This is a genomic window from Olivibacter sp. EAT-5 (assembly GCF_044784325.1).
GTDB classification, from domain to species: domain Bacteria; phylum Bacteroidota; class Bacteroidia; order Sphingobacteriales; family Sphingobacteriaceae; genus Olivibacter; species Olivibacter oleidegradans.
Genome location: NZ_CP173028.1, coordinates 6639029 through 6663768, shown reverse-complemented (window position 1 = coordinate 6663768; position 24740 = coordinate 6639029). Strand labels below are relative to the sequence as shown.

Genomic DNA, 24740 nt, shown 5'->3' with positions numbered 1-24740 from the left:
CTCGTACGCCTAAGTGATATAGGCATACGAGTGCAATTAAATTATTTGGCAAAAGTTCTGAAGTCCTGATCAGCTTTGATATTTAAAAGTACTTCGTATATTAATCGAATTACATTATCAACATCTTCTTTATGAATCATTTCGACCGTGGTATGCATATATCGGAGTGGGAGAGATATGAGCGCCGATGGCACCCCCCCATTAGAATAGGCGAAAGCGTCTGTGTCGGTACCGGTTACTCGTGAAGAAGCCTGTCGTTGGAAAGGAATTTTCTTTTCAATGGCTGTATCGATCAGGAGCTTGTTTAAGTTAATTTGAATTGACGGCGCATAAGAGATGACGGGACCTTTTCCGCATGCCAAATCACCTTGTGTGATTTTGTTGATCATCGGCGTCTGCGTGTCATGCGTCACATCCGTTATAATAGCGAGATTAGGTTTAATGGTTTGGGTGATCATTTCGGCACCGCGTAAACCAACCTCTTCTTGTACCGCATTTACAATATATAAAGAGAAAGGTAATTTCTTTTTGTTTTCTTTCAGCAATCTGGCAACTTCTGCAATCATAAGACCTCCGGCCCGATTGTCGAGCGCACGGCCGACATAGTAACGGTCGTTCAATAACATGAACTCATCCTCATAGGTAATAACTGATCCCACATGAATACCCAGCGCTTCAACTTCTTCTTTGCTTGTACAGCCACAATCGAGAAAAATGTTTTTTAAAGAAGGCGCTTCTTCTTTTTCCCCGCCTCTGGTATGAATGGCAGGCCAACCAAATACAGCCTTGACAACGCCCTTGTCGCCATGTATATTCACGCGTTTAGACGGTGCAATTTGATGGTCAGAGCCGCCATTCCTGATAACATAAATGAGACCGTCATTTGTAATATAGTTAACAAACCACGAAATTTCATCTGAATGAGCCTCTATCACCACCTTATAAGTAGCCTTTGGATTAATTACTGCTACCGCCGTGCCATAGCTGTCTGTAAATGTTTCGTCTACATAAGGTTTTATATAATCTAACCAAATACGTTGCCCTTCCCATTCGTAGCCTGTAGGTGAAGGATTGTTTATGTACTTCTCGAAAAAGCGCAGAGCTTTTTCATTGACAATTGCAACCGGATGCTGATCGGTATTCTTTTTTGATTTTGCCATATATGTGATAATGTTCCTTAAAAAAGGCTTAATACTGTAAAGTTAGCAAAAGTACAAAGTTTTAATTAATTACGTTCGTCGATCACCGTCACGTAGGCAACCGGATTGGGTCTTTAATAGGATGTTTCATTCGGGAAACATTAAAGGTCTTTCTCTATATCGTAATTAAAGAATGGACCCCACGTATGGGTGTGACTTACAAACATTTTAGTTTTCTCTGCGTTATTGGAAGAAACTCACCTTCAAGGTAAAAAATATGAATTTCATAGAAAGGTTTGATCAGGGAAGTCAAGATCGCATTATTTTATGCTACGAAGACATAGGAGAGGGTCAGCCTCTTGTGTTTATTCACGGATGGCCGTCCAGTCATCTAATGTGGGAGCCGCAGGTGGACTTTTTTGTTCAGCAAGGTTTTAGGTCCATCGCCTATGACAGAAGAGGTTTTGGCATGTCGTCCCGTCCATTACATGGTTATGATTATGATACGCTGGCTGATGATTTGAATGATATATTGGTGCAGCTTGATTTACACCAGGTGATCTTAGTCGGATTTTCAATGGGTGGAGGTGAAGTTGCTCGATACTTTACTCGTTATGGTAGCAGTCGGATTCATAAGGTTGTGTTACTTAGCTCTGTTACACCTTATATGCTTAAAACTGCTGATAACCCGGATGGTCTGGAGGCAAAGGTATTTAATGAAATGATTGACGGGCTCGTGAGCGATCGACCTGCCTTTTTGGAAAGCTTCTTTAATGATTTTTTTGGTGTTAATTTGGTTAATAAACCGGTAAGTAAAGCGATGTTGGAATATCAAATGTCGATTGCACTTACAGCGTCTCCCATAGCCACCAAGCAATGCGTAAAAGCTTTTTCGGAAACCGATTTCCGTGATGACCTAGCTAATATTTCGGTTCCCACGCTCATCGTTCATGGCGATGCCGACAAAATTGTTCCGGAAGATATAAGTGCTAATGTGGCTTGTACATTAATAGCAAATTGCCAATTTATTCTTTATCCAGGTGCCCCACATGGTCTGTTTTTGACACACAAAGAAAGATTGAATAACGATTTGTTGTTATTCTTTCGTGATTCGCTGTGATAAGTTTAAGGTGTATTGATACGTCTTCTCAATAGATGTATATAGGAGATTAAATCGCTGATCATAAATCAGATAGTTGGAATATTTTCTTCATCATTCACATATTTAAAAAAGCTTCGTATCTTTAATTTCGATTAAGAGCCACCAATATGCTGAATACTACAATTAATATCCCTCGTCTCAACCTGTTAGATTTTACAGAAGGGACCGCTGAACAACGGAAGCAATTTTCTGATGATATCGGGAAAGCTTTTACAGATACCGGGTTTGTCACTGTTGCCAATCACGGAATGAACAAAGAACTCATCGATGAATTATATGAAGTTGTTAAACAGTTTTTTGCTTTACCGGAAGAGGCAAAGCGTGCTTATGAGATACCCGGTTTAGCTGGACAGCGTGGTTACACAGCAAAAGGCAAAGAAAAGGCAAAGGATGCGAAGACCCCGGACTTGAAAGAATTTTGGCAGCGCGGCCAAACGATTATTGGCGATGAAACGTTGAGAGCATCGTATCCTGAAAATGTAGAAGTACGGGAGCTACCGCGCTTTAATGCTGTAACAGAGGAAGTTTACCGTCGTCTGGAAACTGCCGGACGTGCGTTATTAAAAGCAATTGCCGGTTTTTTGGAATTGGAAGAGGATTATTTTGAAGACAAAGTCATTAACGGCAATTCCATCTTGCGCGCGATACATTATTTTCCTATTGAAAACCCGGATGAGATAGCGCCCGATGCCGTTAGGGCCGGGGCGCACGAAGATATTAATTTAATTACCTTACTGATAGGTGCGAGTGCAGATGGATTAGAGGTACTAACAAGAAACGGTACATGGTATCCGGTAAAAGCATATGGCGAGGATATTGTCGTTAACGTTGGGGATATGCTGCAAAGACTTACTAACAATAAGTTAAAATCTACAACGCATCGCGTGGTCAACCCGCCTAAAGAGCTCATGAAAACCTCACGTTATTCTGTGCCATTTTTTTTACATCCTAAAGCTGAAATGAGTCTGGCTGCTTTAGAAAATTGTGTCGATGCAAGCCATCCTAAGATTTATCCGGATTGTACCGCTGGTGAATATTTAGATGAACGACTCCGGGAGATTGGGCTGAAGATGTAGTTTAAGGTGTAAAGTATAAGGTTTAGATATGAGGTATTAGGTGTTAGGTAGGTGAAAACTTAAGAAAGCCCTCAAATCCTAACGCCTAACGCCTAACTCCCATCCTCCCTAAACCCCAAAACACAAATATTTTATTTCCATATATTCTTCAAGTCCGTATTTGGAACCTTCGCGGCCAAGCCCGGATTCCTTTATGCCACCAAATGGTGCAACCGCTGTTGAAATGGCTCCTTCGTTTATACCCACCATACCGGCCTCCAATGCTTCTGCTACACGCCAACAACGTTTAACGTTTTCACTGTAAAAGTAAGCAGCAAGCCCAAATTCCGTATTGTTCGCCAAATTTATAGCCTCTTGTTCCGTTTTAAATCGAAATAGGGAGACGATCGGACCAAAAGTTTCTTCATGTGCAATCTTTGCATTTAAGGGAACGTCACTTAGCACAGTCGGTTCAAAGAATAAATTAGCGATGGGTTTTCCGCCTGTAAGCACTATTGCACCCTTTTTTACAGCGTCTTGTACATGGTCTTCAACCTTTTTTAGTCCATTTTGATTGATTAACGGGCCAACTTTTACTCCTTTTTCTAAGCCATTTCCGACTTTTAAATCCGCAATGGCTTCACTTATTCGCTGCGCAAACTTTTCGTAAATTGCATCCTGCACCAAAAATCGGTTTACCGCGACACAAGTTTGGCCCGAGTTTCTGAATTTTGAGGCAATAGCACCTTGAACTGCCAACTCTATGTTTGCATCATCAAACACAATAAACGGTGCATTTCCTCCAAGCTCTAATGAGATTTTTTTAATAGTAGATGCAGCTTGTTGCATAAGCGTTTTACCAACCGCGGTTGAGCCGGTAAAAGATATTTTCCTTATGGCGGGACTGGTACATAAAAGCTTACCGATACCAGCTGAATCCTTTCCCGTTACAACATTGAGTACACCTTTTGGCAAGCCTGCCTCTACTGCGAGACGAGCAACGGCTATGGCTGTAAGTGGTGTTTGAGAGGCTGGTTTTAATACAACCGTACAGCCAGCGGCCAGTGCCGGTGCCACCTTCCTAGTTACCATAGCTAACGGAAAATTCCAGGGAGTAATAGCGGCACTAACGCCCACCGGCTGTCGTAATGTCACAATTTGTTTATCATTCGTAGGCGATGGGATGTGATCACCGTAGGCACGATACGTTTCTTCTGCAAACCAACTAACGAATGAGGCACCATAGTTTACCTCAATTCTGCTTTCTTCCAATGGCTTACCTGACTCCATCGTTATAATTTCCGCTATTTCTTCGGTGTGCTTGATAAGTAAATCATACCATTTCTTTAAAACAGTACTGCGTTCGGCAATCGAAGTCGCTTTCCACGATATCCAAGCCTCCTCAGCAGAATCTATAGCTTGCTCAATGTCTTTAGCTGTAAGATCAGTTACGGAAATGATCGCTTCGCCTGTTGCAGGATTGATGACATCAAATGTTTTTCTTCCGGTTATTGGCTCGCCATTTATAAATGCGGCACCATTAATCAATTTATTTCTTGTTTTCATTTCGTAATCTTTAAAGCGGTTTTAACACCTCAAATAGCCAGCGGCTCAATATAATCGTTATAAAGTTAACACTAATTTCGTTTCTTGGTTTTTGTCTATAGAACCGATTATGGCGATCGAGGGCTTCTAAATACGTTTATTAAATGATTCCATTGATGAAGCTAGCTAAAGTATCGTTTTGTCTATTTCTTTTAGCTGGAAACAACTAACTTTGCAGCTTAAATCCGATTCAATATAGATGCTAAAAATTCGGCTGGTTTTTCTATTACTGTTTAGTTTTGCTTTTTTTTCTGCCATTGCCGTTCAGGACACGTCGTCACGTAAACCAGTGCCTCTCTCTTTGAAGTACCTAGTAAGAGACTCAGCCCGTTTTGCACGGGCCATTGAAAAGCAGCGTGTTAAGGACTCGCTAGAGCGAGTTGCAGATTCACTGGCGCTAGTCCGTGATTCGATGCGTATGCACTATATAAAACCCCTTGCTCGCGGAAGTAAGAACCAATTTTTAGATAGTTTGAGAAAGGTTTACATTATTACGGATGGGAATACACTTGTATGGGGGAAAAATATTAACTACAGCGGAAGTAAGCAACTGGGGGTACGAAAGGTACATCGGCCTCGGTGGGTTTTATATACTGTGTTTTCCCTGTTCTTGTTTTTTGCACTCATTAGAATGTTTTTTATGAAAGACCTAGAAGCAATAGCTACGTCTTTTTATAGTAATAGAGTCCTTTTGCAGGTTAGTAAAGAAGATAATCTAATCACGTCTTGGCCTTTCGTGTTTCTATATCTATTATTCGGATTCACCATTGGACTTTTTTTGTATTTGTACGTTTCGTATGGCCAGCTTCAACTGGGATATTCGGAAATAGGTCTTTTTTTTACTATTACTGCGCTTGTATTGATGCTATTTGTCGTTAAAATATTAATAACCCGAGCAATCGGTTTTGTATTTGGTATTCAAAAACTTGTGAGAGACTATATTTCTATATTATATTTAAGTTATTTTAATGCTGCTATAATTTTTCTTCCTTTACTTTTGGTATTGAGTTTAGTGCCGACAAATCATGTAAAAGTTTGGATACTAGTTTCTTGTGCTGTAGGTCTTTTTGTCTTTGCTATGCAGTTTTTGCGCGCCTCAAATACCGTTTTAAAAAGCTATCAGTTTTCAAAGTTTTATTTATTTATTTATCTTTGCACCCTCGAAGTTGGTCCAATACTTATTTTGATCAAGTTATTAGGCATTTAACCGAAACAAAAATAAACACACGTGGCAGCAGAAGATAGAGAAAAAAAAGTAAAAAGCATCTTAGTAACCTTACCGAGACCTGAGAATGATAAATCGCCTTATTTTGCTTTAGCTAGCAAGTATAATTTGAAGCTCGATTTCAGAGCGTTTATTCATGTTGAGGGTGTTCCGGCTAGAGAATTTAGAAAGGAAAGGATTAATCTGGCCGATTTCACGGCAGTGATTTTTACCAGTAGAAATGCTGCGGATCATTTTTTCCGGATTTGCGAAGAGATGCGGTATGAGGTTCCGGCCGACCTTAAGTACTTCTGTTTATCGGAAACAATAGCACTTTATTTACAAAAGTACATCCAATACAGAAAGCGGAAAATTTTCTTCGGTAAGCAGACTGCCCAAGATTTGGAAGAAGTACTCAAAAAGCATGCAAAGGAGAAATTTTTGTATCCTTGTTCGGATGTAGCCAATGAAGAAACGCAAAATTGGTTACAGGAAAACGGTTACGATTTTACTCCTGCAGTATTATTCAGAACTGTTGTAAGTGATCTGTCTGATCTTGCAAATGTGTTTTACGATATTATTGTGTTTTTCAGTCCATCAAGCATTCAATCACTATTTGAGAACTTTCCTGACTTTAAACAAAATGATACGCGTATTGCTGCTTTCGGACCCAGCACCCATCAAGCAATAGCCGATAGAAATTTGATACTAGATATTGCCGCACCTACACCTGAAGCTCCAAGTATGACCATGGCCGTTGAACAGTACATTAAGAAAGTTAATAAGTAGTATAGTTTTAGAAAACTGAAATAATATATAGTAGCAGAACCTAAAAAGTTCTGCTTTTTTTATGGTTATTAAATTGAAGTAGAATTTGATAACCTTATTCGTTTGCATCGAATTACTTTTCTATTTGTAATTCAGTTAGTCGCATCCCTGAAAAATCTGTCAGTTCAAATAATGAACAAAATGAACAAAGTTTAGCCTGATAAGTCAAATTATATTTGTTACAAGGCTGTAATGCGTTCTAAGAGCTGCTTTACTTTTGCTGATTGAGTGATTATGAGGTGGTTATAATGATCAATATGAGGAAAATTTACTATTGTTGTTTTGCGTTGTTGTCCTTTTTTGTTTGTGCGTGTGGTAATCGTAAAGCAGGCGGTGAACTTACAGGTGTTAGACTGAAAGGACTTAAATCGAGTAAGGCCCCAAAAGGAATGGTTTTTATTCCTGCTGGAAGCTTTATAGCCGGTCAGTCTGATGAAGATATCACCAGTGCACAAATCGCACAAAACAGGCAGTTTACACAATCTGCTTTTTTTATGGACGAGACTGAGATTTCAAATAGTCAATATAGGCAGTTTGTCAATTGGGTAAGGGATTCCATCGCCATCACCCAGTATTTAAATGATCCTTCATATTTTATACAGGGAAAGGAAGGTGATAATGCGGGGCAACGTTTTATCGATTGGCAAAAGGTAGGGGACGGCAATGGTTTATGGGGAAAGAAGAATGATAATAAAGATGCCTTAAATCAGATGTACTATCAGGGAGATGATCGCATTTTTGGTCGAGACGAGTTAGATGTACGTTTGCTCAAATATCATTACGAAATTTATAATCATCGCATGGCCGCCGCTAATAAAAATAACAAAAACATGCGACGCTCGGATTTTATTATTCGCGACACGATCGGGATTTATCCGGACACCTTGGTATGGCTAGCCGATTTCTCTTATGCTCAAAACGAACCTATGGTAGAAGGATATTTTTCGCATCCGGCTTTTCAGGATTATCCTGTGGTGGGAGTCAATTGGCGACAAGCGAGAGCGTTTGCTGTATGGCGTACTCGTTTATATGAAAATTACGCCCAAAGGGTTGGCCTTTCTCGATTAGCTCGCTTATCGTACGAATTACCTTCAGAACACCAATGGGAATACGCAGCCAGGGGAGGACTAAATGGGGCCCCTTATCCGTGGGGCGGACCAACTATCCGAAATGCAAAAGGGTGTTTAATGGCAAATTTTAAACCTGGCAGAGGGAATTATGCAGATGATGGAGGTGCTTATACGGTGCCTGTACACTCTTATTTTCCCAACGACTATGGACTTTACAATATGGCAGGAAATGTGGCAGAATGGACAGCCTCTTCATTCGAGGAATCGTCATCATCGTTTATCCACGATATGAATCCAACGTATTCATATGAGGCGAAAAGTAATGATCCTGAAATACTTAAACGGAAAGTTGTTAGAGGTGGGTCGTGGAAGGACATTGGTTACTTTTTACAGAACTCTACCCGAACTTATGAGTACCAGGATACAGCCAAATCTTATATCGGGTTTAGATGTGTAACTTCATACGCGGGACGCGATTTATAGAACGATAGATATGAAACGACTATTTTTTACTTGCATCGGTTTATTGGTTCTATGTCAGGCATATGGACAACAGGAAAATTTATCGAACAGCGTTACACCGATACAGGATGGACCGCCGGTAGACGGCTACTATGTTAAGTCTGACATCGAGAATAGGAAAGTGATTCCTTATTCGCACATAAGAAGTGTTGACGTAATGTATAGTAAACGAGTATGGCGTGAAATTGATCTGCGCGACCGGTTAAATGCTAGTTTCGCTTCTCCTAAATCGCGGCTCATGGATATTTTGATGGAAGCAATTAAAGCCGGTGAGCTGACAGCCTATGATCCTACACCCTCTAAGGACGATCCAAACGGCGACAGCTTTAAAACAACTTTAGATCCGTCTAAGCTAATGAGCAACTTGGCTGATAGTGTATTTGTTCCTGAATTTGATGCTGAGGGCAACCAGATCGGCGGGAGTTTTCAATCAGGTGAATTCAATACTGATAGCGTGTTAAAATTCAGAATCAAGGAAGATTGGATATTTGATAAGCAACGATCGGTTTTTGAACCCCGTATTATTGGGATTGCACCTTTAGTTTCCGTGAAGGCTGCTGATGTTTATTTAGACCCGCAGCCAGCATTTTGGGTATACTTTCCGGAAGCTAGACACATATTGGTAAATAAAGAGGTAGTAAACAGAAACAACGATGCTACCGGTTTAAGCTATGATGATGTATTTACAAAAAGGATATTCGCTAGCTATATCGTTAAACAATCAAATCCTGAAGACCTGCGAATTAAGGATTACAAAGAAGGAATCGATAAGCTATACGAATCGGAACGCATCAAGCAAGCCTTGATGGATTACGAGCACGATTTGTGGAGTTATTGATATAACTTTTTAGGATTAGCTATTACGTGTTAGTTGTCCTTTTTAAGTATTAACAACGGAAATCGTTAGCTGTTAAAATACGCTAGTACCGCTTCGGCTTGTTTTGTATTGACCACTTCCATAAGCTGCTCTTTGGATGCTTCCCTGATCTTTTTTACAGATTTAAAGTTTACTAACAACTTCTCTGCACTTGTTCTGCCAATACCGGGAATTTGCTCTAATTCCGTTTGGAAAGTTTTTCTGCTGCGCTGGTTTCTGTGGAAAGTGATCCCAAATCGATGGGCTTCATCACGTAAATGCTGTATGATTTTTAAAGTTTCCGATCTTTTGTCAAGATATAAGGGATACTGATCTCCGGGGTAGTAAAGCTCTTCTAAACGTTTAGCAATACCGATAACCGTAACTTTTGATTCGATACCTAGTGTTTTAAGGCTTTTTAAGGCTGCCGATAATTGTCCTTTACCTCCGTCAATAATAATTAGTTGCGGTAATGAACTACCTTCATCTAACATGCGTTTATACCGACGGAACACAGCTTCTTCCATCGTAGCAAAGTCGTTCGGGCCTTCAACAGTTTTAACATTAAAATGCCTATAATCTTTTTTAGACGGCTTGGCATCTTTAAATACGACAATTGCTGATACAGGATATTTACCCTGAAAGTTCGAATTATCGAAACATTCGATGTGTTTAGGTAATACATTGAGCCGTAAATCCTCTTTCATCTTATTAAGCAGCCGTTCTGTTTTGAGCTCCGGATTTAACTTTTCATACTGGTCCAAGCGTTCCCGTTTGAAAAAACTTACGTTTTTATAAGAAAGGTCCAATAACTTTTTCTTATCGCCTAACTGAGGAACGGTCTGTTTGAAGTTGGGGCTTTCAATGTCGAGGTTAAAAGGAACGATAATTTCTTTGGATGTACTATTGAAGCGGGTGCGAAGTTCCTGAACGGCTAAGCTGAGCAATTCCTGATCACTTTCATCTAATCTCTTTTTCAGCTCAAGAGTTTGCGTTTGTATAACCGTTCCGTTCATTACCTTTAAGAAATTAACAAAAGCATATCCTTCTTCAGAGGCAATATTAAACACATCTACATCGTTGATGGTGTTGCTTACGATCGTAGATTTACTTTGATAATTACTCAGAAGCTCTAACTTTTGCTTAAGAACATGTGCTAACTCGAACTGGAGATTATTGGTGGCATGTTCTAAATTGGCTTTTAATTGCTTGAATACGACACCGGTTTTCCCATTGAGGATATCTTTTATACTTTCGATATTCTGATTATATTCTTCTTCTGTTTGGTACGCTTGGCAAGGACCTTTACAATTGCCGATTTGATATTCCAAACAAACCCGAAATTTCCCTTGTTCAATATTGTTAACCGTTAATGGTAGGTTACAGGTACGCAGTGGAAAAATTTCTTTGATTACACTTAAAATGGCGTGCATCATCCCTACCGAAGCGTAGGGCCCAAAGTATTTTGAACCGTCTTTAATAATTTTACGTGTCCAGAAAATTCGAGGGAAGCGCTCATTTTTAATGACAATCCACGGGTAAGTTTTATCATCTTTTAAGAGAACATTATACCGAGGTTGATGCTTTTTGATAAGGCTGTTTTCCAATAGCCACGCATCGATCTCCGTATCTACAATAGTAAAGGAAATCTTGTTGATCTTTCTAACGAGAACACGTGTTTTCGCATTGTGCAGGTATTCGTCTTTAACGAAGTAAGAGCTTACTCGATTTTTTAAGTCTTTGGCCTTCCCAATGTAAATGAGCGTACCTTGCTTATCGTAATATTGATAAACACCGGGCTTATGGGGTATTTTTTTTAACTCTTCCCTGTAGTCAAATGTGCCCATAACTAAAAATCCAGCCGATCGTCAATCTTACCTTCCTCTTCTGAAGGGTAGTCATATTGGTATTTGCCACAGTCCAGTTCCCGTTGCAGGCCACCTGGCGGCAGTTCAAAATCACCCTGACTATATTTTAAATTCTTGTCGGCGTATACTTTTTGCATGAAGAGGGCAAACATCGGTAATGCGGCATTAGCACCTTGGCCAAGCCTAGTGCTGCTAAAGTGTATACTTCGCTCGTCGGCTCCTGTCCATACCCCACTTACCAACTGCGGTGTTACGCCAATAAACCAGGCATCGGAGTTAGCTTGGGAAGTACCGGTTTTTCCGCCGATCGGATTAAGCAATTTGTATTTCCATCGAATTCGGCCGCCGGAGCCACTTTGCACCACACCTTTCAGCATATCAACCATAACATAGGCTGACTGATCGTTCATGACCACTTTGACTTTTTTCGTGTGTTCGTAAATCAGCGCACCATTCTTGTCCTCGATGCGTAAGAGATAGATAGGTTCTGTCCAAACCCCGTGATTTACAAAGGTAGAATAGGCGCCTACCATATCATAAACAGAGGCATCAAAAGTTCCCAGGGCGATGGAGGGGTAGGCTGGTACCTCCGAAGTGATGCCCATATTTTTTATCAAGTTAGCTACATTCTGCGCACCAACACGTTGGATAACATCGGCTGTAGCCCAGTTTTGCGAATGCGCTAATGCCGTTTTAAGGGTAATAGGACCGGCAATTGTACCCTCACTTTTCGGTGCCCAGCCGTCGACATTAATGGGCGTATTGGGCACTTTAAAGCAAGGTGAATAGCCATTGTCAATAGCAACTGCATAAGTAAAAGGTTTTGCCGTAGACCCAACTTGACGTGTTCCCATTTTGACTTGGTCGTATTTATAATGCGAGAAGTTAATGCCTCCAACCCAAGCTTTTACATGCCCGGTTTGCGGCTCCATCGACATCATGGCATTCCGCAAAATCAGTTTGTTGTATTTGATAGAATCAAGCGGCGTCATGGTGGTGTCCAAATCGCCCTTCCAACTGAACACGGTCATTTTAACCGGTGTATTGAAATTCTTCTTAACTTCATCTTCAGAAAGGTCACCTTGTTTTAACCATCTGTAGCGATCCGATTGTTTTACCGCTCTATCGATCAGGGTTTCCAGGCCTTTAAATGGGTCTCGACCCTTATATTGGTTGTTGAAAGTTACTTGCAACTCGCGCATCATTTCCTTTTGGGCCTCTTCGGCATAGACTTGCATTCTCGAATCGATGGTGGTGTAAATTTTCAAACCATCACGATCCAGGTCGTATGGGGTACCATCCGCTTTAGTGATCGATAGCTTATTAAATATATTCTTTATGTCGCTTTTTAATACAGCCCTTAAATAAGGCGCAACACCGTCACCATATACATTTGGTCGGAATGCGAGTCCCAGCGGTTGTTCTTTATAGTTTGCAGTTTGTTCGGCTGTAAGAAAACCTGCTTTTCGCATATTTTCCAAAACAGTATTTCGTCTATTCAATGAATTTTTGGGATAGCGGATAGGTGAATAAATACCTGGTCCTTTTAACATTCCGACTAAAACGGCCGCTTGTGGTGCCGTCAACTTCGAAGGAGTTGTATTGAAATACGTACGCGCTGCGGATTTAATGCCATAGGTGTTATAGGCTCCGAAGTCGACCGTATTCAAATACATGGTTAATATCTCCTCTTTGGTGTAATTACGTTCTAAACGTACTGCTATGATCCACTCCTGGAGTTTTTGAATAAATCGTTTGGAAAAGGAACGTGCTCTTCCTTCCTCTTGAAACAGATTTAAGGCCAATTGTTGCGTAATGGTGCTTGCGCCTTGTTTCTTGCCAATAAGGTTATAAAAGAGTATCGTGAAAGTACGCTTGAAATCAATACCGGAGTGAGTATTAAAGCGAATATCTTCCGTCGCAATCAGTGCTTGAATGAGAGCCGGTGATAATTCTTTATAAGTAACATTCGATCTATTTTGGACATAATAAGTGCCGAGAACGACGCCGTCGGCTGAGATAATTTCGGAAGATAAGTTGCTTTTAGGGTTTTCGAGGTCCCTAAAGGAAGGTAACTCACCAAATAAGCCAAGGCCTACACTTGTAAGAAACAAGAAACCTAATATAATGAGTCCTACAACCAATTTCCAAAAAGAAAAGGTGTAGCGTCTAATGTCGTTGTTTGTTAATTTATTGTTTTGCTTTTTTGTGTTTCTTTGCATTTTTCTATATGCCTTTAGCGTTGTTCCTGATATTTGATGAAATAATCATTCACTTTATCGAAATCATCGAGTCCTTGCAGAAATTGCTCTGTTATAAGGAACGTATTATAACTCGCTGATGGTATTTTCATAATATTTTTTAATTGTGTTACCATTTTCTCGGCATAAGCGTTTGCCTCGTCATAGGTGAAAAATTTGCCAATATACAACAGCTGTAATTCATCATCAATCTTTTTTAGTTGATGGATTAGGTTTTTTGAAGGATACTGCCCTCGGTTAAATTGACCAATTCCATATCGAGAGGGACTTAGATTTACGTTTGGATGTTGTACGTTGATAACGAAATAGTACACTGCCGAATCCGGTAAAAGGGCCAAATCCCTATAACTATTGACATGTTCACCAGGCTTATATTCCGCCACTTGAATGCTTCCTTGAAGATTCACTTTTTTATTGAAAGGAGTTACCTGAATGCCTGGTTGATTTTTAGACAAATTTCCTGCCAAATTTCGACGAGGAGTAGGAGTAGGCGCAGCCATTTCCCGATTAAAGGCCAATTCGGGCCACTTAGTGAGAATAGGTTCATCTACAAATTGCTCTCTGCCTGCTTCAATGTCCATTATTGCGACTTTCCTCTCCTGCAAAGATAGTCTATTCGAATCAATATAGCTTAGATGTTGTTCTATTAGAGGTGTAATCAATTCATTATTAGGATAATCGGATTTAATTTGTTTTAATTCTTGTTCAAAAGTGTCTAATGGGCTCGTTCTGCCAATTGCCAATGCCTTTAGATAGGCCAATTGAGCTGCAATAGCGGGTCTATCATCTCCGTCTATAAGGGTGTTAATGCTATCGGTTAATGCAATCACTTGGTCGAACTGTTTTTCCCCATAAAGTGTATATACTTCGCCATAAAGGTTGTTCAATGTTTGTGATTCCTGATTCAACTTATTGAGGTAATCAGGATCTTGAATAACTTTGGCATAAATTGACTGTGGAGAAGAAGACAGGAGCTGGTTTTTATAGCGCGAGCTTTTCTCGAGCTCGCCTAGCTCGCTATACAACCTGTAAAGATTATAGTTAATCAGATCTTTTTCTGTCAACTGTGGAAAGCGAGCTAATAACGTGGTGTAAACTTTGGCGGCAGCTTCTTTATCTTGTAGGTTATCGCGGTAAATTTCGCCCAGCTTAACATAAGCGTAAATTATTTTCCGGTTAGACTCTTTTAAAGACTCTTCTGTCAAGGGAATCGCCTGAATAAAGTTTTCCTTTTCCGCTAATGCGGCCAACTCGTTCGTCATCGAATCTTTCTTGATCTCCAAGAGCTCTGTCTCGTTGGCATATGACGCATCCGTACCCTTATTTTTAAAACGCCAATTATCTTCCAATGAACGATTGCCCCACCGTCTTCGAAAGGCACTGAGCCCACTGCTTACGGCTGCCGGATTATTGAAATAGAAGCTTGTTGAAGTCGCCCCCTTATTCGCTGCATCACGAAGGGGTACATCGTTAAAGTTTAGGTTTTGCGTTTGATTGGCTGATACATTTGTCTGAGCAACGGATTTTTCTTGAAGTTTTCGGTGCTCAAAGATACTGTCTATTTTTTTTACTCTGGCCTCATCCGGTAATTTTGCCAGCATTTGAAGGGTGTCTTGTGTGGAAATGGTATTTAAATGAAGCACTAGCTCATCTAAGTGGCTGACTTTTGATCGAATCAGTTCATAGTTCGGAAAATTGGTGTCTATAAGCGTTGAGGTACTGTCATAATAAAGTTTCGATTTTTCATAGGCACCCTGTTCAAAATAAAGATCGGCCATCTTCAAATAGGTGAGGGCTCGCTGAAAATTATTGGTACTCTGCTCTTTTAATGATGAATTGAAACTTTTCAAGGCTTCTTCTTTCTTTTCTGCCTGCAGATAGGTCTCGCCTATGATATAGTGGATTTGGTCAGTGAACCCCCTGTTTTTATCGTCTTTGAGCATCCTTTTAAGCTTGGATATGGTATTAACATACGAGGAGTCCCCCTCATTTTTTTGCATAAAGACCTCATTCAATTGTGCGTTGAAAGCCATTTCAAAAGAAGCGTTGCTTTTGATAACCCGCTTAAAATGAGCCGAAGCTCCAACGTAGTCTTTTTGCTTTTGCAATAATTGACCTAGCAGGTAATGCCAGCGTAATTTCTCTTTCGCGTCCTTACTTTCGTCAATAGCTAGATTAAGCGACTGTATCGCATGGTCAAGGTCGCCAGTTTCAATGTCATATTTAGCTCTTGTTGCGTAAGCCAAGGCCGAAGTGTGTTTATTTCCGGCGGCGACACTAAAAGTAGAATCCAGTACTTTTGCGGCTTGCTTTACATAGCCAATTTGGAGAAGTGCCCGACATTTCCAGGCCAAAGACGCTTCTAGTAGCTCGGTTTTACCTGGAGTTACGGTATTGATTACATAGGAAAAAAATTCGGCGGCGTTGTAATAGTTGCCCTTTTCGTAGTTAGCTCTTGCCATGATAAAATAAGCATCATCTATATACTTGCTGTCGCTCTTATCATTGATAATAGTAACTGCTTTCTGTATAACAGAGTCCATCAGTTTGGCATTTGAGGAAATACTCGCTTCATTCGGTTCAATAAAAACCGGCAATGGATGTTGATAATTGGGCTTTGCCAAGCTAATCCGGTTTTGTTCCGCATCATGCAATATTTTTTTTGAATTATATAGAATATTGAACTTGGTGGTAATGTTTTGCATCAAGTCTGTTTTTACCCCCTTTTCTTTTTTATTAAGGAAGCAGCTCGATAAGAATAGTACGCTGATAAACAGGATATGGAATGTAATTTTAGGCTTTTTCAATGGATAATTGGTGGATAAAATGGTTTCTGGAAAGATATAATGCGGATTTATGCTTCTGCGTCGATGAGTCATCAATTTAAAAATATATACAAAGTTAAATCTCTTTTGCTAATCTGAAAATCTTATTATAACTCCGCTGATCCGCTTTCAACACTAATTATAAAGATACAGTTTTTGTTATTGCTAACAAAGGATTCTTCCAGATACGTTGTAGTTTTAGATGACCTTTTTTAAAAAATATTCAATGCCTAATTGTCAGTCATCATCCGGACGCAAGCACTGTTAAAAGACGCCTATTTTATTTTGGATTGCTCGAATAATAAGCATTTTAGCTAAGTTTGCATCTTCAAGGATACAACATGAAACCTAAAAGAGATCGATCAGACTTTCAGAAGGAAGGAAAAGCATATGTCTATTATACGGGATTAGGATTTCAAATGATTGCGACCATTGGTGTATTTGCTTTTATTGGTTATAAGATCGATATGGCAAAAAAGGGGGATGTGGGTATTTACACGGGCCTGTTTTCGCTAGTAGGCGTTTGTGTAAGCCTATATTCTACCATTCGATCGGTTTTGAATAAAAAATAGCATATATTAAGAAGGCGCATGACATTACTAAGATTTACCCTCTTTTACGGAATTTTCGGGTTGGTATTAGCCTTATTATCTTATTTGCTTTCTGTGCTTTTTCAAGGGCATGCGTTGTTGGCGTCCAATTATTGGCTCATTTTTCTTTTTCTTTTTTTTCTTACCTACATTGCCTATCTGGTTTCTTACTTCGGGATTCAAAAAACACCTCAAACAGGGGTTTTGGCCATAATGGGAGGGATAATTTTGAAGCTACTCTTTGCCCTATCCTTTGCTTTGGTGATCTTGATGAAAACAGCTGAAAACCAGCTAGTTTTTGCGTTGAATTATTTTTCTTTATATTTATTATTTACACTCTTTGAAGTTATGTCTTTGTTGCGTAACTTGCGCCACCAAAATAATAAGTAAAAATCACGGAATAAATGAAATTTAGCCACTTTTTGACTTCAAAAAAATCAGGAATACTAGCGTTTTTTGCCGTTTTCTTCGCTTTTTTGAACGCCAATGCCCAAAATCATGATCATGGTCAACATGCAGATTCGACCGCAGTAGAACAGGTGGAAGCAGGCCATCATGAAAACCATGAAGAAAAAGAGTTTGATATTACGAGTTTTATCTTTCATCATATAGGTGATTCGCATGAATTTCACTTTTGGGGACATGGCGAAAGTTGGACAGGTTTGTATCTTCCGGTTATTCTTTATACACATAATGGGTTGGTTACTTTTAGTGCAAAAGAATTTCATTTGAATGATGATGGCAGTGTAGTAGTGGAAAAGGCGGGTATGCGTTTTGCTCGCTCGCACGGAAAAATCTATTACGCCGCAGAGGAGGCAGTGCATGGAAGTTATGTACATCATGAGCAGAACACTGATGGACAAGAGGTGGTGACGAATTCCCGTCCGATTGACTTATCGATCACCAAGAACGTATTTACGATTTTCTTATCGGTTGCTATTTTGCTTATTGTATTTCTAACGGTAGCGAAAGGTTACAGGAAACGCGAAGGTAGGGCTCCGAAGGGGTTACAGTCTGTATTGGAACCGATCATTATATTTGTTAGGGACGATATTGCAAAACCTAATTTAGGACATAAATACGAGAGATATATGCCGTATCTTTTAACGGTTTTCTTTTTTATTTGGTTGAATAATATGCTGGGTTTGGTACCTTTCTTCCCGGGAGGTGCCAATGTTACCGGGAATATTGCTATTACTATGATATTGGCTTTATTTACATTGATTATCATCTTGTTCAGTGGTAATAAGTATTATTGGGGCCATATTTTTAACCCCCCCGTTCCATGGTGGTTGAAACCGTTGATGATCCCTGTTGAAATTTTCGGAATCTTTACAAAGCCTTTTGCTTTGATGATCCGTTTGTTTGCGAATATCACCGCAGGTCACATACTTGTGCTGTCTCTACTATGTTTGGTATTCATTTTTAAATCGCTAGCTGTAGCACCGGTATCCGTGTTTTTTGTTGTATTTATCGGTGCCATTGAATTGTTAGTAGCCTTTATTCAAGCTTTTATCTTTACCATTTTATCTGCGCTTTTTATTGGAATGGCTATAGAAGAGCATGCTGACCACTAGAAAATTATTAAACATTATTGTTAAACTAAATATATAAATTAAATCAAAATGACTGGAACATTAGCTGCAATTGGAGCAGGTCTAGCTGCGATAGGCGCTGGATTAGGTATTGGTAAAATCGGTGGTTCTGCAATGGAAAGCATCGCTCGCCAACCTGAGGCTGCTTCAAAAATTCAAACTGCGATGTTGATCGCTGCTGCCTTCATTGAGGCTGTTGCGTTATTCGCTGTGGTTGTTTCTTTAATTGCAAAATAAGGAAACCCCGAATGAAAAAAGGGAGCCTATCCTCGGGATTGCCGTTTATAGGCTCTTTTCACAGACATTAAAGCACCGTTTATATATAAAAGCACTTAATTAATACACAATATGGATTTACTCATCCCTGAGATTGGCTTAATTTTTTGGCATACCCTTTCGTTTTTGCTATTGTTGTTTTTACTGGCAAAATTTGCATGGAAGCCGGTGATGAAAGCGATTGGAGATCGCGAACGCTCAATTGAAAATGCGTTAGATGCAGCGGAAAAAGCGAAACAGGAAATGGCACGCTTAACAAATGAAAATGAACAATTGTTAAAAGACGCCAGAGCCGAGCGCGATCTTATTTTAAAAGAGGCTCGCGAAATAAAAGAGCAGCTATTGAAAGATGCAAAAGAACAAGCGCAGTTGGAAGGAAACAGAATGATTGAAAAGGCACGTATTGAAATTAACAATCAAAAGGCCATCGCAATGGCTGATGTTAAAAACCAAGTGTCTAAGCTTTCATTGGAAATTGCCCGTAAAGTTTTACAACAAGAGTTAGCGGATAAGAACAAGCAAGAAGCTTTAGTCGGTGAGTTGTTGAAAGAGGTGAAATTAAACTAATCAGCTAAATCCTATTAAAGATATGTCAGAATTTAAGGTTTCATCTAGATACGCTAAAGCACTGTTGGATTTATCCATCGAGCAAGGTGCGCTTGATCAGGTACGAGCGGAAATAGGGCAGCTAATCGCCGTAGTTAAAGACCACGTGGAATTGCAGGCGGTATTGAAGAATCCGATTATCAAACACGATAAGAAAATCAACATACTTACTGCACTTTTTGGAGCGAAGTTTAGCTCGGTTGTGATCGGATTTTTTAAAATTATGATCAACAAAGGACGAGGAGATATTCTGTATGCAACTGCACAGGAGTTTGTCCGCGAATACAATGAATACAAAGGCATTGTTACCGCCAAGGTAAGCTCGGCTGCTCCATTATCAGCTGAGAATGTGGCTCAATTGAAGCAGCTTATTGCCTCTTCAACAGGCAAGGAAGTAATCCTTGAGAACTCGGTTGATGCCGATTTAATAGGCGGTTTTGTGGTAACTGTAGGCGACAGGCAAGTTGATGCGAGTTTAGCAGGTCGTCTGAATAAGTTAGATAGGGCTTTTCATGCCTAATTATTGTAAAGGTTTAAAAGAGAAATATATAAAATAAAGATAAAATGGTAGAGGTAAGACCAGATGAAGTATCGGCAATCTTAAGAGAACAATTGTCGAACTTTAAATCAGAAGCCGAACTAGAAGAAGTTGGTACCGTACTCCAGGTGGGAGATGGTATTGCTCGGGTTTACGGCCTAACCAAAGTCCAATCAGGTGAATTGGTTGAATTTGAAAACGGATTACAAGGAATTGTACTTAATCTTGAAGAAGATAATGTAGGGGTGGTGTTGCTAGGACCTTCAGATGAAATCAAGGAAGGTGATACCATTAAACGGACCAATAAAATTGCTTCCATCAACGTTGGTGAAGGAATGCTTGGACGTGTTGTAAATACGTTGGGACAGCCGATAGACGGAAAAGGTCCGATTACCGGTAAAACTTATGAGATGCCTATTGAGCGAAAAGCTCCAGGCGTTATCTATCGTCAACCAGTAAATGAACCGCTTCAAACGGGAATTAAAGCTATCGACGCAATGATTCCGATCGGTCGTGGACAACGGGAGTTGGTGATCGGCGATCGTCAGGTGGGTAAAACGGCAGTTTGTATCGATACCATTCTTAATCAAAAGGAATTTTACGATGCAGGTGAACCCGTATATTGTATTTATGTGGCTGTGGGACAAAAGAATTCAACCGTTGCCAATATCGTTCGTACTTTAGAAGAAAGGGGAGCATTGGCTTATACGATCGTAGTTTCAGCTTCTGCTTCCGAACCGGCACCTATGCAATTCTATGCGCCCATGGCAGGTGCTGCAATTGGTGAATTTTTCCGCGATACAGGTCGCCCGGCCCTGATTGTATATGATGACTTGTCTAAACAGGCTGTGGCTTATCGCGAAGTATCTTTGTTACTTCGTCGCCCTCCCGGACGTGAGGCTTATCCTGGGGATGTATTTTACCTTCACAGCCGCCTTTTAGAGCGCGCTGCAAAGATCAATGCGTCTGATGAAATTGCACGCAACATGAACGACCTTCCGGAATCATTGAAAGGCATTGTTAAGGGAGGAGGATCGTTGACAGCGTTGCCTATTATAGAAACACAGGCAGGCGATGTATCTGCTTATATTCCAACAAATGTAATTTCAATTACTGATGGTCAGATATTCCTAGAGTCTAACTTGTTCAATGCTGGTGTAAGACCTGCTATTAACGTTGGTATTTCGGTGTCTCGTGTTGGAGGTAATGCGCAAATAAAGTCGATGAAGAAAGTTGCCGGAACTCTCAAATTAGATCAGGCACAATATCGCGAATTGGAAGCTTTTGCCAAGTTCGGATCGGATCTGGATGCTGCAACAAAGGGCGTGCTTGACAAAGGTGTGAGAAACGTTGAGATTTTGAAGCAAGGTCAGTTTGCACCGGTGCCTGTGGAAAAACAAGTTGCTATTATCTACGCAGGTGTCAAGGGCTTGTTCCGTAGTGTTCCTGTAAATAAGGTGAAGGAGTTTGAGGCTAACTATCTGCAACAGTTGGAGTTACGTCATCCTGAAGTGCTTAAGGACTTGAAGGCTGGTAAATTCACGGATGATATTACCGCTGTTTTAGATAAGGTAGCTAAAGAGATAGCTGCTAGTTATTAATTTTTTGGTATCAAGACGCAGATATCAGGACATAAGACTAAATGCAGGCAGATGGAAGGTGTAGTCTTGATACTTATTACCTGATACTCGCTACTAATAAAATATGGCTAATTTAAAAGAAGTTAGAAATCGAATTGCATCTGTAAGCTCTACACAGCAGATTACAAGAGCCATGAAAATGGTGTCAGCTGCGAAGTTAAAGCGCGCTACCAATGCGATTGTACAATTACGACCTTACGCTGAAAAGTTGAAAGACATTTTAGCTAATTTATCAGCTTCAGTGGAAGGTACTTCTTCTCCGTTTATGGCTGTTCGGAAACCAAAAAAGATTTTACTGGTTGTAGTAACTTCTAACCGTGGTTTAGCGGGCGCTTTTAACGCAAATGTGATAAAGGCAACCAATCTGTTGATTACCGAGAAATATCAAGAGCAACATCGCAAAGGAAACGTAAAGATTATTGCTATTGGAAAGAAGGGACAGGATTATTACCGAAAGAATAAATATGAGGTTTTAGGTAACCATACCGAGCTGTTTTCGAAACTGAATTTTGAGAATACCTCAAAGATCACCGAAGAAATCATGGATGGTTTTATAAACGGTGAATTCGATCGAGTTGAACTTATCTATAATCAGTTTAAAAATGCTGCTGTCCAATTCTTAAAGACCGAGCAACTTTTACCTTTGCTTCCTGCTGAAAAGGATGAAGCAAAGACTTCTCAGAATGTAGTCGATTATATTTTGGAGCCGTCGAAAGAAGAGATTATTCAGGAGTTAATACCAAAGTCCATAAAAATACAGTTATATAAGGCGGTTCTGGATTCGCATGCTTCAGAGCATGGGGCCCGGATGACTGCAATGGATAAAGCTACCGACAATGCGGGGGAATTGCTTAAATCACTTAAGCTTTCTTATAACCAAGCACGTCAGGCGGCTATTACTACTGAGCTTACTGAAATTGTCAGTGGCGCAGCGGCTTTGTCCAACGGCTAGTAAGCTACGACTATTTAAAAAAGGCCTCCACAATACACTGTGGAGGCCTTTTTTTATTTGAAGGACAGACCCGTCTTATCTATCCGTTAACAATGGTTATGCGACCGTAGGAAGCCATGAAAGTCTATTAAAGAGAACGTTTATGAATAACACCGTATTGACTAGCTAACAAGCGTCCCTGCTATTTTTCTACTTAAATACGTAACAAAGCACCAAATATTTTTATTCCATCAAAAAAAGTTTATTTTTGCATACAAAGAAATTATTATGGCAAATTCAGCAGAGCAGAGACCTCACGTCAGTACCGATAATAATGCAAATCAGACTCATTATTACGTAACCTTGGTTGTGGCTATAGCCTTTGGCTTAGCCGGTACCTTTTTCCGTTTCATACAGGATTCTTTTTTGTTCACTTCCATTTCTAATATTCTATTGATTATCGGTAGTTTTATAGCTTTCCGTACGGTTTTCAGAATAATGAAATAAAGCAACCGAATCTTAAAATATAAGAAGGCGTGAAGTTTTTCGCGCCTTTTTTATTGCCGGTAATTTCAAAAAAATCTTATAAACAAATGGTTAGCAAATATCTATTTACAGTGAGTGTTCTCTTTGCCATAGCAAGCGCCCATGGGCAGGAGTTCCATCGGGATTATACCAATGCGGTTTTATGGCAACAACAATCGGGAGAATATCGGGCTTTATGTTTTCAGGCCTATAATTACGCGCATAGTAGTCTTGATAAGGCCTTAAAAGAGTACTCGAAGTTACCTAAATGTGTTATTGTAGACATCGATGAAACGTTATTGGATAATTCTCCGCAAAGCGGTCAGGCTGTTCTATCGAAGAAAGCCTTTGATTTGGCTGAATGGAAGCGTTGGACCGGAATGGCCATTGCTGACACGGTTCCTGGAGCGTGCTCATTTCTCCAATATGCCGCTTCAAAAAAAGTCGCAGTTTTTTATATCAGTAATCGGGATCAAAGCGAAATTCCCGCCACCATGCAGAATTTGAAGCAATTTGGATTTCCTTATGTCGATACGGACCACCTATTGTTTAGAGATAGTACCTCTAATAAACAATCAAGAAGAAACCAAGTGGCTAAAACGCATCATATAGCCATGTTGGTCGGTGACAATTTAAGTGATTTTTCTACCATTTTCTATCAAGAAGGTAAGGATACAAAGAAAGTGGTGGATCAACATGCGGGGAAGTTCGGAACCACGTTTATTATGCTTCCAAACCCCATGTATGGGGATTGGGAACAATCTTTATATCCAAAAGGGAATTTAACAGAAGCAGAGAAGGCAACTATTCGATTGAAAAAAATAAAAGGCTATTAAAGGTCGCTGTTTTGCTTAAACCTATTACCGGATTTTCTGTCTAATTAGCAGCTGAACAAGTTAAGTGATAGAAATAGCTATGCGTTTTTGGCGAACAATTGACAAAAAACGAGGTTATCATCTATATCAAATTAGATATGGTTATGAAGGGTAAAATGATTTTGACACTCCTATTACTTTTGGTAGGTAGTACATGGGGATTTGCCGGTTCTCAGGATTCGGTGCAACATATTCAAAAACTAGAGATTGGGCATAAGAAGAAAAAGAGCTTCACTACAAAACGTCAAGATTCTACTTTGGTGCTAACTATCGATACATTGATTATGCAAGACAAATCTTCCCTTGAATTCTTCGGAAAGAAAAAGGTGAAGCTAAAAATTCACTATGCGGAAATTCCAAAGCAAGCTTATATTATTGGTACCGATAGTAAGAACAATGGGTCGGATATGGATATTCAAATCCATTTTGCAAAACTTGGAGCACTTTACGTATTAGCAGGAGGACGTGATGCCAACAATGGGACACGTACTTACCCTAACGGGAACGGGGGAAATGTTACATTCCGCTACGATAAGTCGGGCATTAACCCCCAGCAGGAAGATAAAGAGCAAACTGCTTACTTACGAATAGATACGCGGGCCGGTGGTTATCGAGTAAATCCCCAATCCGATCTATACAATATTTACACACAGATCGGAATGGGAATTCGGGCTGGCGGCGGCCGGTTGGGCGGTGTGCCTCAAGGACAAATCTATTCCGGATCCCCGGGTAAGGATGGTAAAGTTACTGTAGAAAGCTTCTAACTGAA

At 40.0% G+C, this 24740-nt stretch carries 22 protein-coding genes; 17 read left to right on the top strand and 5 right to left on the bottom strand.

Features of this window, described 5'->3' with window-relative positions; translation table 11 throughout:
• Positions 1–41 precede the first annotated feature (41 nt).
• Positions 42–1160, bottom strand: coding sequence for a M42 family metallopeptidase (locus ACH11B_RS28220; RefSeq protein WP_013668434.1), 1119 nt, complete (start codon positions 1158–1160; stop codon positions 42–44).
• 256 nt (positions 1161–1416) lie between these two features.
• Here ACH11B_RS28220 and ACH11B_RS28215 point away from each other — a divergent pair, with 256 nt between their 5' ends.
• Together ACH11B_RS28215 and ACH11B_RS28210 are read left to right on the top strand one after the other, a co-directional pair.
• Positions 1417–2259 (top strand): alpha/beta fold hydrolase, encoded by an 843-nt coding sequence (locus ACH11B_RS28215; protein ID WP_130858578.1) that lies wholly within the window; start codon positions 1417–1419, stop codon positions 2257–2259.
• Positions 2260–2408: 149 nt separating this feature from the next.
• Complete coding sequence (locus ACH11B_RS28210; RefSeq protein ID WP_013668432.1) at positions 2409–3377, top strand: isopenicillin N synthase family oxygenase; 969 nt, start codon at positions 2409–2411, stop codon at positions 3375–3377.
• Positions 3378–3485: 108 nt separating this feature from the next.
• Here the strand turns inward: ACH11B_RS28210 and ACH11B_RS28205 are convergent, their stop codons facing one another.
• Positions 3486–4922, bottom strand: coding sequence for an NAD-dependent succinate-semialdehyde dehydrogenase (locus ACH11B_RS28205; RefSeq protein ID WP_130858577.1), 1437 nt, complete (start codon positions 4920–4922; stop codon positions 3486–3488).
• Positions 4923–5160: 238 nt separating this feature from the next.
• Here ACH11B_RS28205 and ACH11B_RS28200 point away from each other — a divergent pair, with 238 nt between their 5' ends.
• The 4 genes from ACH11B_RS28200 to gldN all read left to right on the top strand — a co-directional run bounded on the left by ACH11B_RS28200 (position 5161) and on the right by gldN (position 9423).
• The gene (locus ACH11B_RS28200) at positions 5161–6168 is read left to right on the top strand and encodes a DUF4271 domain-containing protein (RefSeq protein ID WP_130858576.1); all 1008 of its coding nucleotides are present in this window, start codon (positions 5161–5163) and stop codon (positions 6166–6168) included.
• A 21-nt stretch (positions 6169–6189) separates the two neighbouring features.
• Entirely contained in the window at positions 6190–6954 is a 765-nt protein-coding gene (locus ACH11B_RS28195) for a uroporphyrinogen-III synthase (RefSeq protein WP_013668429.1), read from the top strand.
• A 296-nt stretch (positions 6955–7250) separates the two neighbouring features.
• Positions 7251–8546, top strand: a complete 1296-nt coding sequence (locus ACH11B_RS28190; protein ID WP_013668428.1) for a gliding motility-associated lipoprotein — start codon at positions 7251–7253, stop codon at positions 8544–8546.
• 10 nt (positions 8547–8556) lie between these two features.
• Positions 8557–9423, top strand: a complete 867-nt coding sequence (gene gldN / locus ACH11B_RS28185) for a gliding motility protein GldN (protein WP_130858575.1) — start codon at positions 8557–8559, stop codon at positions 9421–9423.
• Positions 9424–9488: 65 nt separating this feature from the next.
• Here the strand turns inward: gldN and uvrC are convergent, their stop codons facing one another.
• From uvrC to ACH11B_RS28170, 3 genes are read right to left on the bottom strand one after another with little or no spacing between them, the layout of a single operon-like run.
• Positions 9489–11288: an excinuclease ABC subunit UvrC gene (gene uvrC / locus ACH11B_RS28180; RefSeq protein ID WP_377611576.1), complete on the bottom strand. Its 1800-nt coding sequence runs from the start codon at positions 11286–11288 to the stop codon at positions 9489–9491.
• 2 nt (positions 11289–11290) lie between these two features.
• Entirely contained in the window at positions 11291–13531 is a 2241-nt protein-coding gene (locus tag ACH11B_RS28175) for a transglycosylase domain-containing protein (protein ID WP_130858573.1), read from the bottom strand.
• Positions 13532–13545: 14 nt separating this feature from the next.
• Positions 13546–16275: a tetratricopeptide repeat protein gene (locus ACH11B_RS28170; protein WP_377611574.1), complete on the bottom strand. Its 2730-nt coding sequence runs from the start codon at positions 16273–16275 to the stop codon at positions 13546–13548.
• A 461-nt stretch (positions 16276–16736) separates the two neighbouring features.
• On the opposite strand from ACH11B_RS28170, the gene ACH11B_RS28165 reads away from it, so the two are divergent.
• The 11 genes from ACH11B_RS28165 (at position 16737) to ACH11B_RS28115 (ending at position 24735) form a co-directional block, all read left to right on the top strand.
• Positions 16737–16967, top strand: a complete 231-nt coding sequence (locus ACH11B_RS28165; protein ID WP_013668423.1) for an AtpZ/AtpI family protein — start codon at positions 16737–16739, stop codon at positions 16965–16967.
• Between the two features lie 18 nt (positions 16968–16985).
• Positions 16986–17375 (top strand): hypothetical protein, encoded by a 390-nt coding sequence (locus ACH11B_RS28160; RefSeq protein ID WP_130858571.1) that lies wholly within the window; start codon positions 16986–16988, stop codon positions 17373–17375.
• Between the two features lie 14 nt (positions 17376–17389).
• Entirely contained in the window at positions 17390–18562 is a 1173-nt protein-coding gene (gene atpB, locus ACH11B_RS28155) for a F0F1 ATP synthase subunit A (RefSeq protein WP_013668421.1), read from the top strand.
• Between the two features lie 48 nt (positions 18563–18610).
• Positions 18611–18817: an ATP synthase F0 subunit C gene (atpE, locus tag ACH11B_RS28150; protein ID WP_010601523.1), complete on the top strand. Its 207-nt coding sequence runs from the start codon at positions 18611–18613 to the stop codon at positions 18815–18817.
• A 111-nt stretch (positions 18818–18928) separates the two neighbouring features.
• A complete protein-coding gene (locus ACH11B_RS28145; protein ID WP_013668420.1) occupies positions 18929–19423 on the top strand; it encodes a F0F1 ATP synthase subunit B in 495 nt (164 codons plus the stop codon).
• A gap of 22 nt (positions 19424–19445) precedes the next feature.
• Positions 19446–19982 (top strand): ATP synthase F1 subunit delta, encoded by a 537-nt coding sequence (gene atpH / locus ACH11B_RS28140; RefSeq protein ID WP_013668419.1) that lies wholly within the window; start codon positions 19446–19448, stop codon positions 19980–19982.
• Positions 19983–20026: 44 nt separating this feature from the next.
• On the top strand, positions 20027–21601 hold the full coding sequence (atpA, locus tag ACH11B_RS28135; protein WP_130858570.1) for a F0F1 ATP synthase subunit alpha: 1575 nt from the start codon (positions 20027–20029) through the stop codon (positions 21599–21601).
• 103 nt (positions 21602–21704) lie between these two features.
• The gene (gene atpG / locus ACH11B_RS28130; protein ID WP_013668417.1) at positions 21705–22592 is read left to right on the top strand and encodes an ATP synthase F1 subunit gamma; all 888 of its coding nucleotides are present in this window, start codon (positions 21705–21707) and stop codon (positions 22590–22592) included.
• 267 nt (positions 22593–22859) lie between these two features.
• A complete protein-coding gene (locus ACH11B_RS28125) occupies positions 22860–23078 on the top strand; it encodes a hypothetical protein (protein ID WP_013668416.1) in 219 nt (72 codons plus the stop codon).
• A gap of 86 nt (positions 23079–23164) precedes the next feature.
• Positions 23165–23932: a 5'-nucleotidase, lipoprotein e(P4) family gene (locus ACH11B_RS28120; RefSeq protein ID WP_013668415.1), complete on the top strand. Its 768-nt coding sequence runs from the start codon at positions 23165–23167 to the stop codon at positions 23930–23932.
• Between the two features lie 143 nt (positions 23933–24075).
• A complete protein-coding gene (locus ACH11B_RS28115; RefSeq protein ID WP_377611571.1) occupies positions 24076–24735 on the top strand; it encodes a hypothetical protein in 660 nt (219 codons plus the stop codon).
• Positions 24736–24740 lie beyond the last annotated feature (5 nt).

What these genes read in the sequence shown, in the direction of transcription:
- ACH11B_RS28220 (WP_013668434.1), bottom strand. Translation starts at nt 1,160, where the DNA reads ATGGCAAAATCAAAAAAGAATACCGATCAGCATCCGGTTGCAATTGTC.
- ACH11B_RS28215 (WP_130858578.1), top strand. Translation starts at nt 1,417, where the DNA reads ATGAATTTCATAGAAAGGTTTGATCAGGGAAGTCAAGATCGCATTATT.
- ACH11B_RS28210 (WP_013668432.1), top strand. Translation starts at nt 2,409, where the DNA reads ATGCTGAATACTACAATTAATATCCCTCGTCTCAACCTGTTAGATTTT.
- ACH11B_RS28205 (WP_130858577.1), bottom strand. Translation starts at nt 4,922, where the DNA reads ATGAAAACAAGAAATAAATTGATTAATGGTGCCGCATTTATAAATGGC.
- ACH11B_RS28200 (WP_130858576.1), top strand. Translation starts at nt 5,161, where the DNA reads ATGCTAAAAATTCGGCTGGTTTTTCTATTACTGTTTAGTTTTGCTTTT.
- ACH11B_RS28190 (WP_013668428.1), top strand. Translation starts at nt 7,251, where the DNA reads ATGAGGAAAATTTACTATTGTTGTTTTGCGTTGTTGTCCTTTTTTGTT.
- gldN (WP_130858575.1), top strand. Translation starts at nt 8,557, where the DNA reads ATGAAACGACTATTTTTTACTTGCATCGGTTTATTGGTTCTATGTCAG.
- uvrC (WP_377611576.1), bottom strand. Translation starts at nt 11,288, where the DNA reads ATGGGCACATTTGACTACAGGGAAGAGTTAAAAAAAATACCCCATAAG.
- ACH11B_RS28175 (WP_130858573.1), bottom strand. Translation starts at nt 13,531, where the DNA reads ATGCAAAGAAACACAAAAAAGCAAAACAATAAATTAACAAACAACGAC.
- ACH11B_RS28170 (WP_377611574.1), bottom strand. Translation starts at nt 16,275, where the DNA reads ATGCAAAACATTACCACCAAGTTCAATATTCTATATAATTCAAAAAAA.
- ACH11B_RS28165 (WP_013668423.1), top strand. Translation starts at nt 16,737, where the DNA reads ATGAAACCTAAAAGAGATCGATCAGACTTTCAGAAGGAAGGAAAAGCA.
- ACH11B_RS28160 (WP_130858571.1), top strand. Translation starts at nt 16,986, where the DNA reads ATGACATTACTAAGATTTACCCTCTTTTACGGAATTTTCGGGTTGGTA.
- atpB (WP_013668421.1), top strand. Translation starts at nt 17,390, where the DNA reads ATGAAATTTAGCCACTTTTTGACTTCAAAAAAATCAGGAATACTAGCG.
- atpE (WP_010601523.1), top strand. Translation starts at nt 18,611, where the DNA reads ATGACTGGAACATTAGCTGCAATTGGAGCAGGTCTAGCTGCGATAGGC.
- ACH11B_RS28145 (WP_013668420.1), top strand. Translation starts at nt 18,929, where the DNA reads ATGGATTTACTCATCCCTGAGATTGGCTTAATTTTTTGGCATACCCTT.
- atpH (WP_013668419.1), top strand. Translation starts at nt 19,446, where the DNA reads ATGTCAGAATTTAAGGTTTCATCTAGATACGCTAAAGCACTGTTGGAT.
- atpA (WP_130858570.1), top strand. Translation starts at nt 20,027, where the DNA reads ATGGTAGAGGTAAGACCAGATGAAGTATCGGCAATCTTAAGAGAACAA.
- atpG (WP_013668417.1), top strand. Translation starts at nt 21,705, where the DNA reads ATGGCTAATTTAAAAGAAGTTAGAAATCGAATTGCATCTGTAAGCTCT.
- ACH11B_RS28125 (WP_013668416.1), top strand. Translation starts at nt 22,860, where the DNA reads ATGGCAAATTCAGCAGAGCAGAGACCTCACGTCAGTACCGATAATAAT.
- ACH11B_RS28120 (WP_013668415.1), top strand. Translation starts at nt 23,165, where the DNA reads ATGGTTAGCAAATATCTATTTACAGTGAGTGTTCTCTTTGCCATAGCA.
- ACH11B_RS28115 (WP_377611571.1), top strand. Translation starts at nt 24,076, where the DNA reads ATGAAGGGTAAAATGATTTTGACACTCCTATTACTTTTGGTAGGTAGT.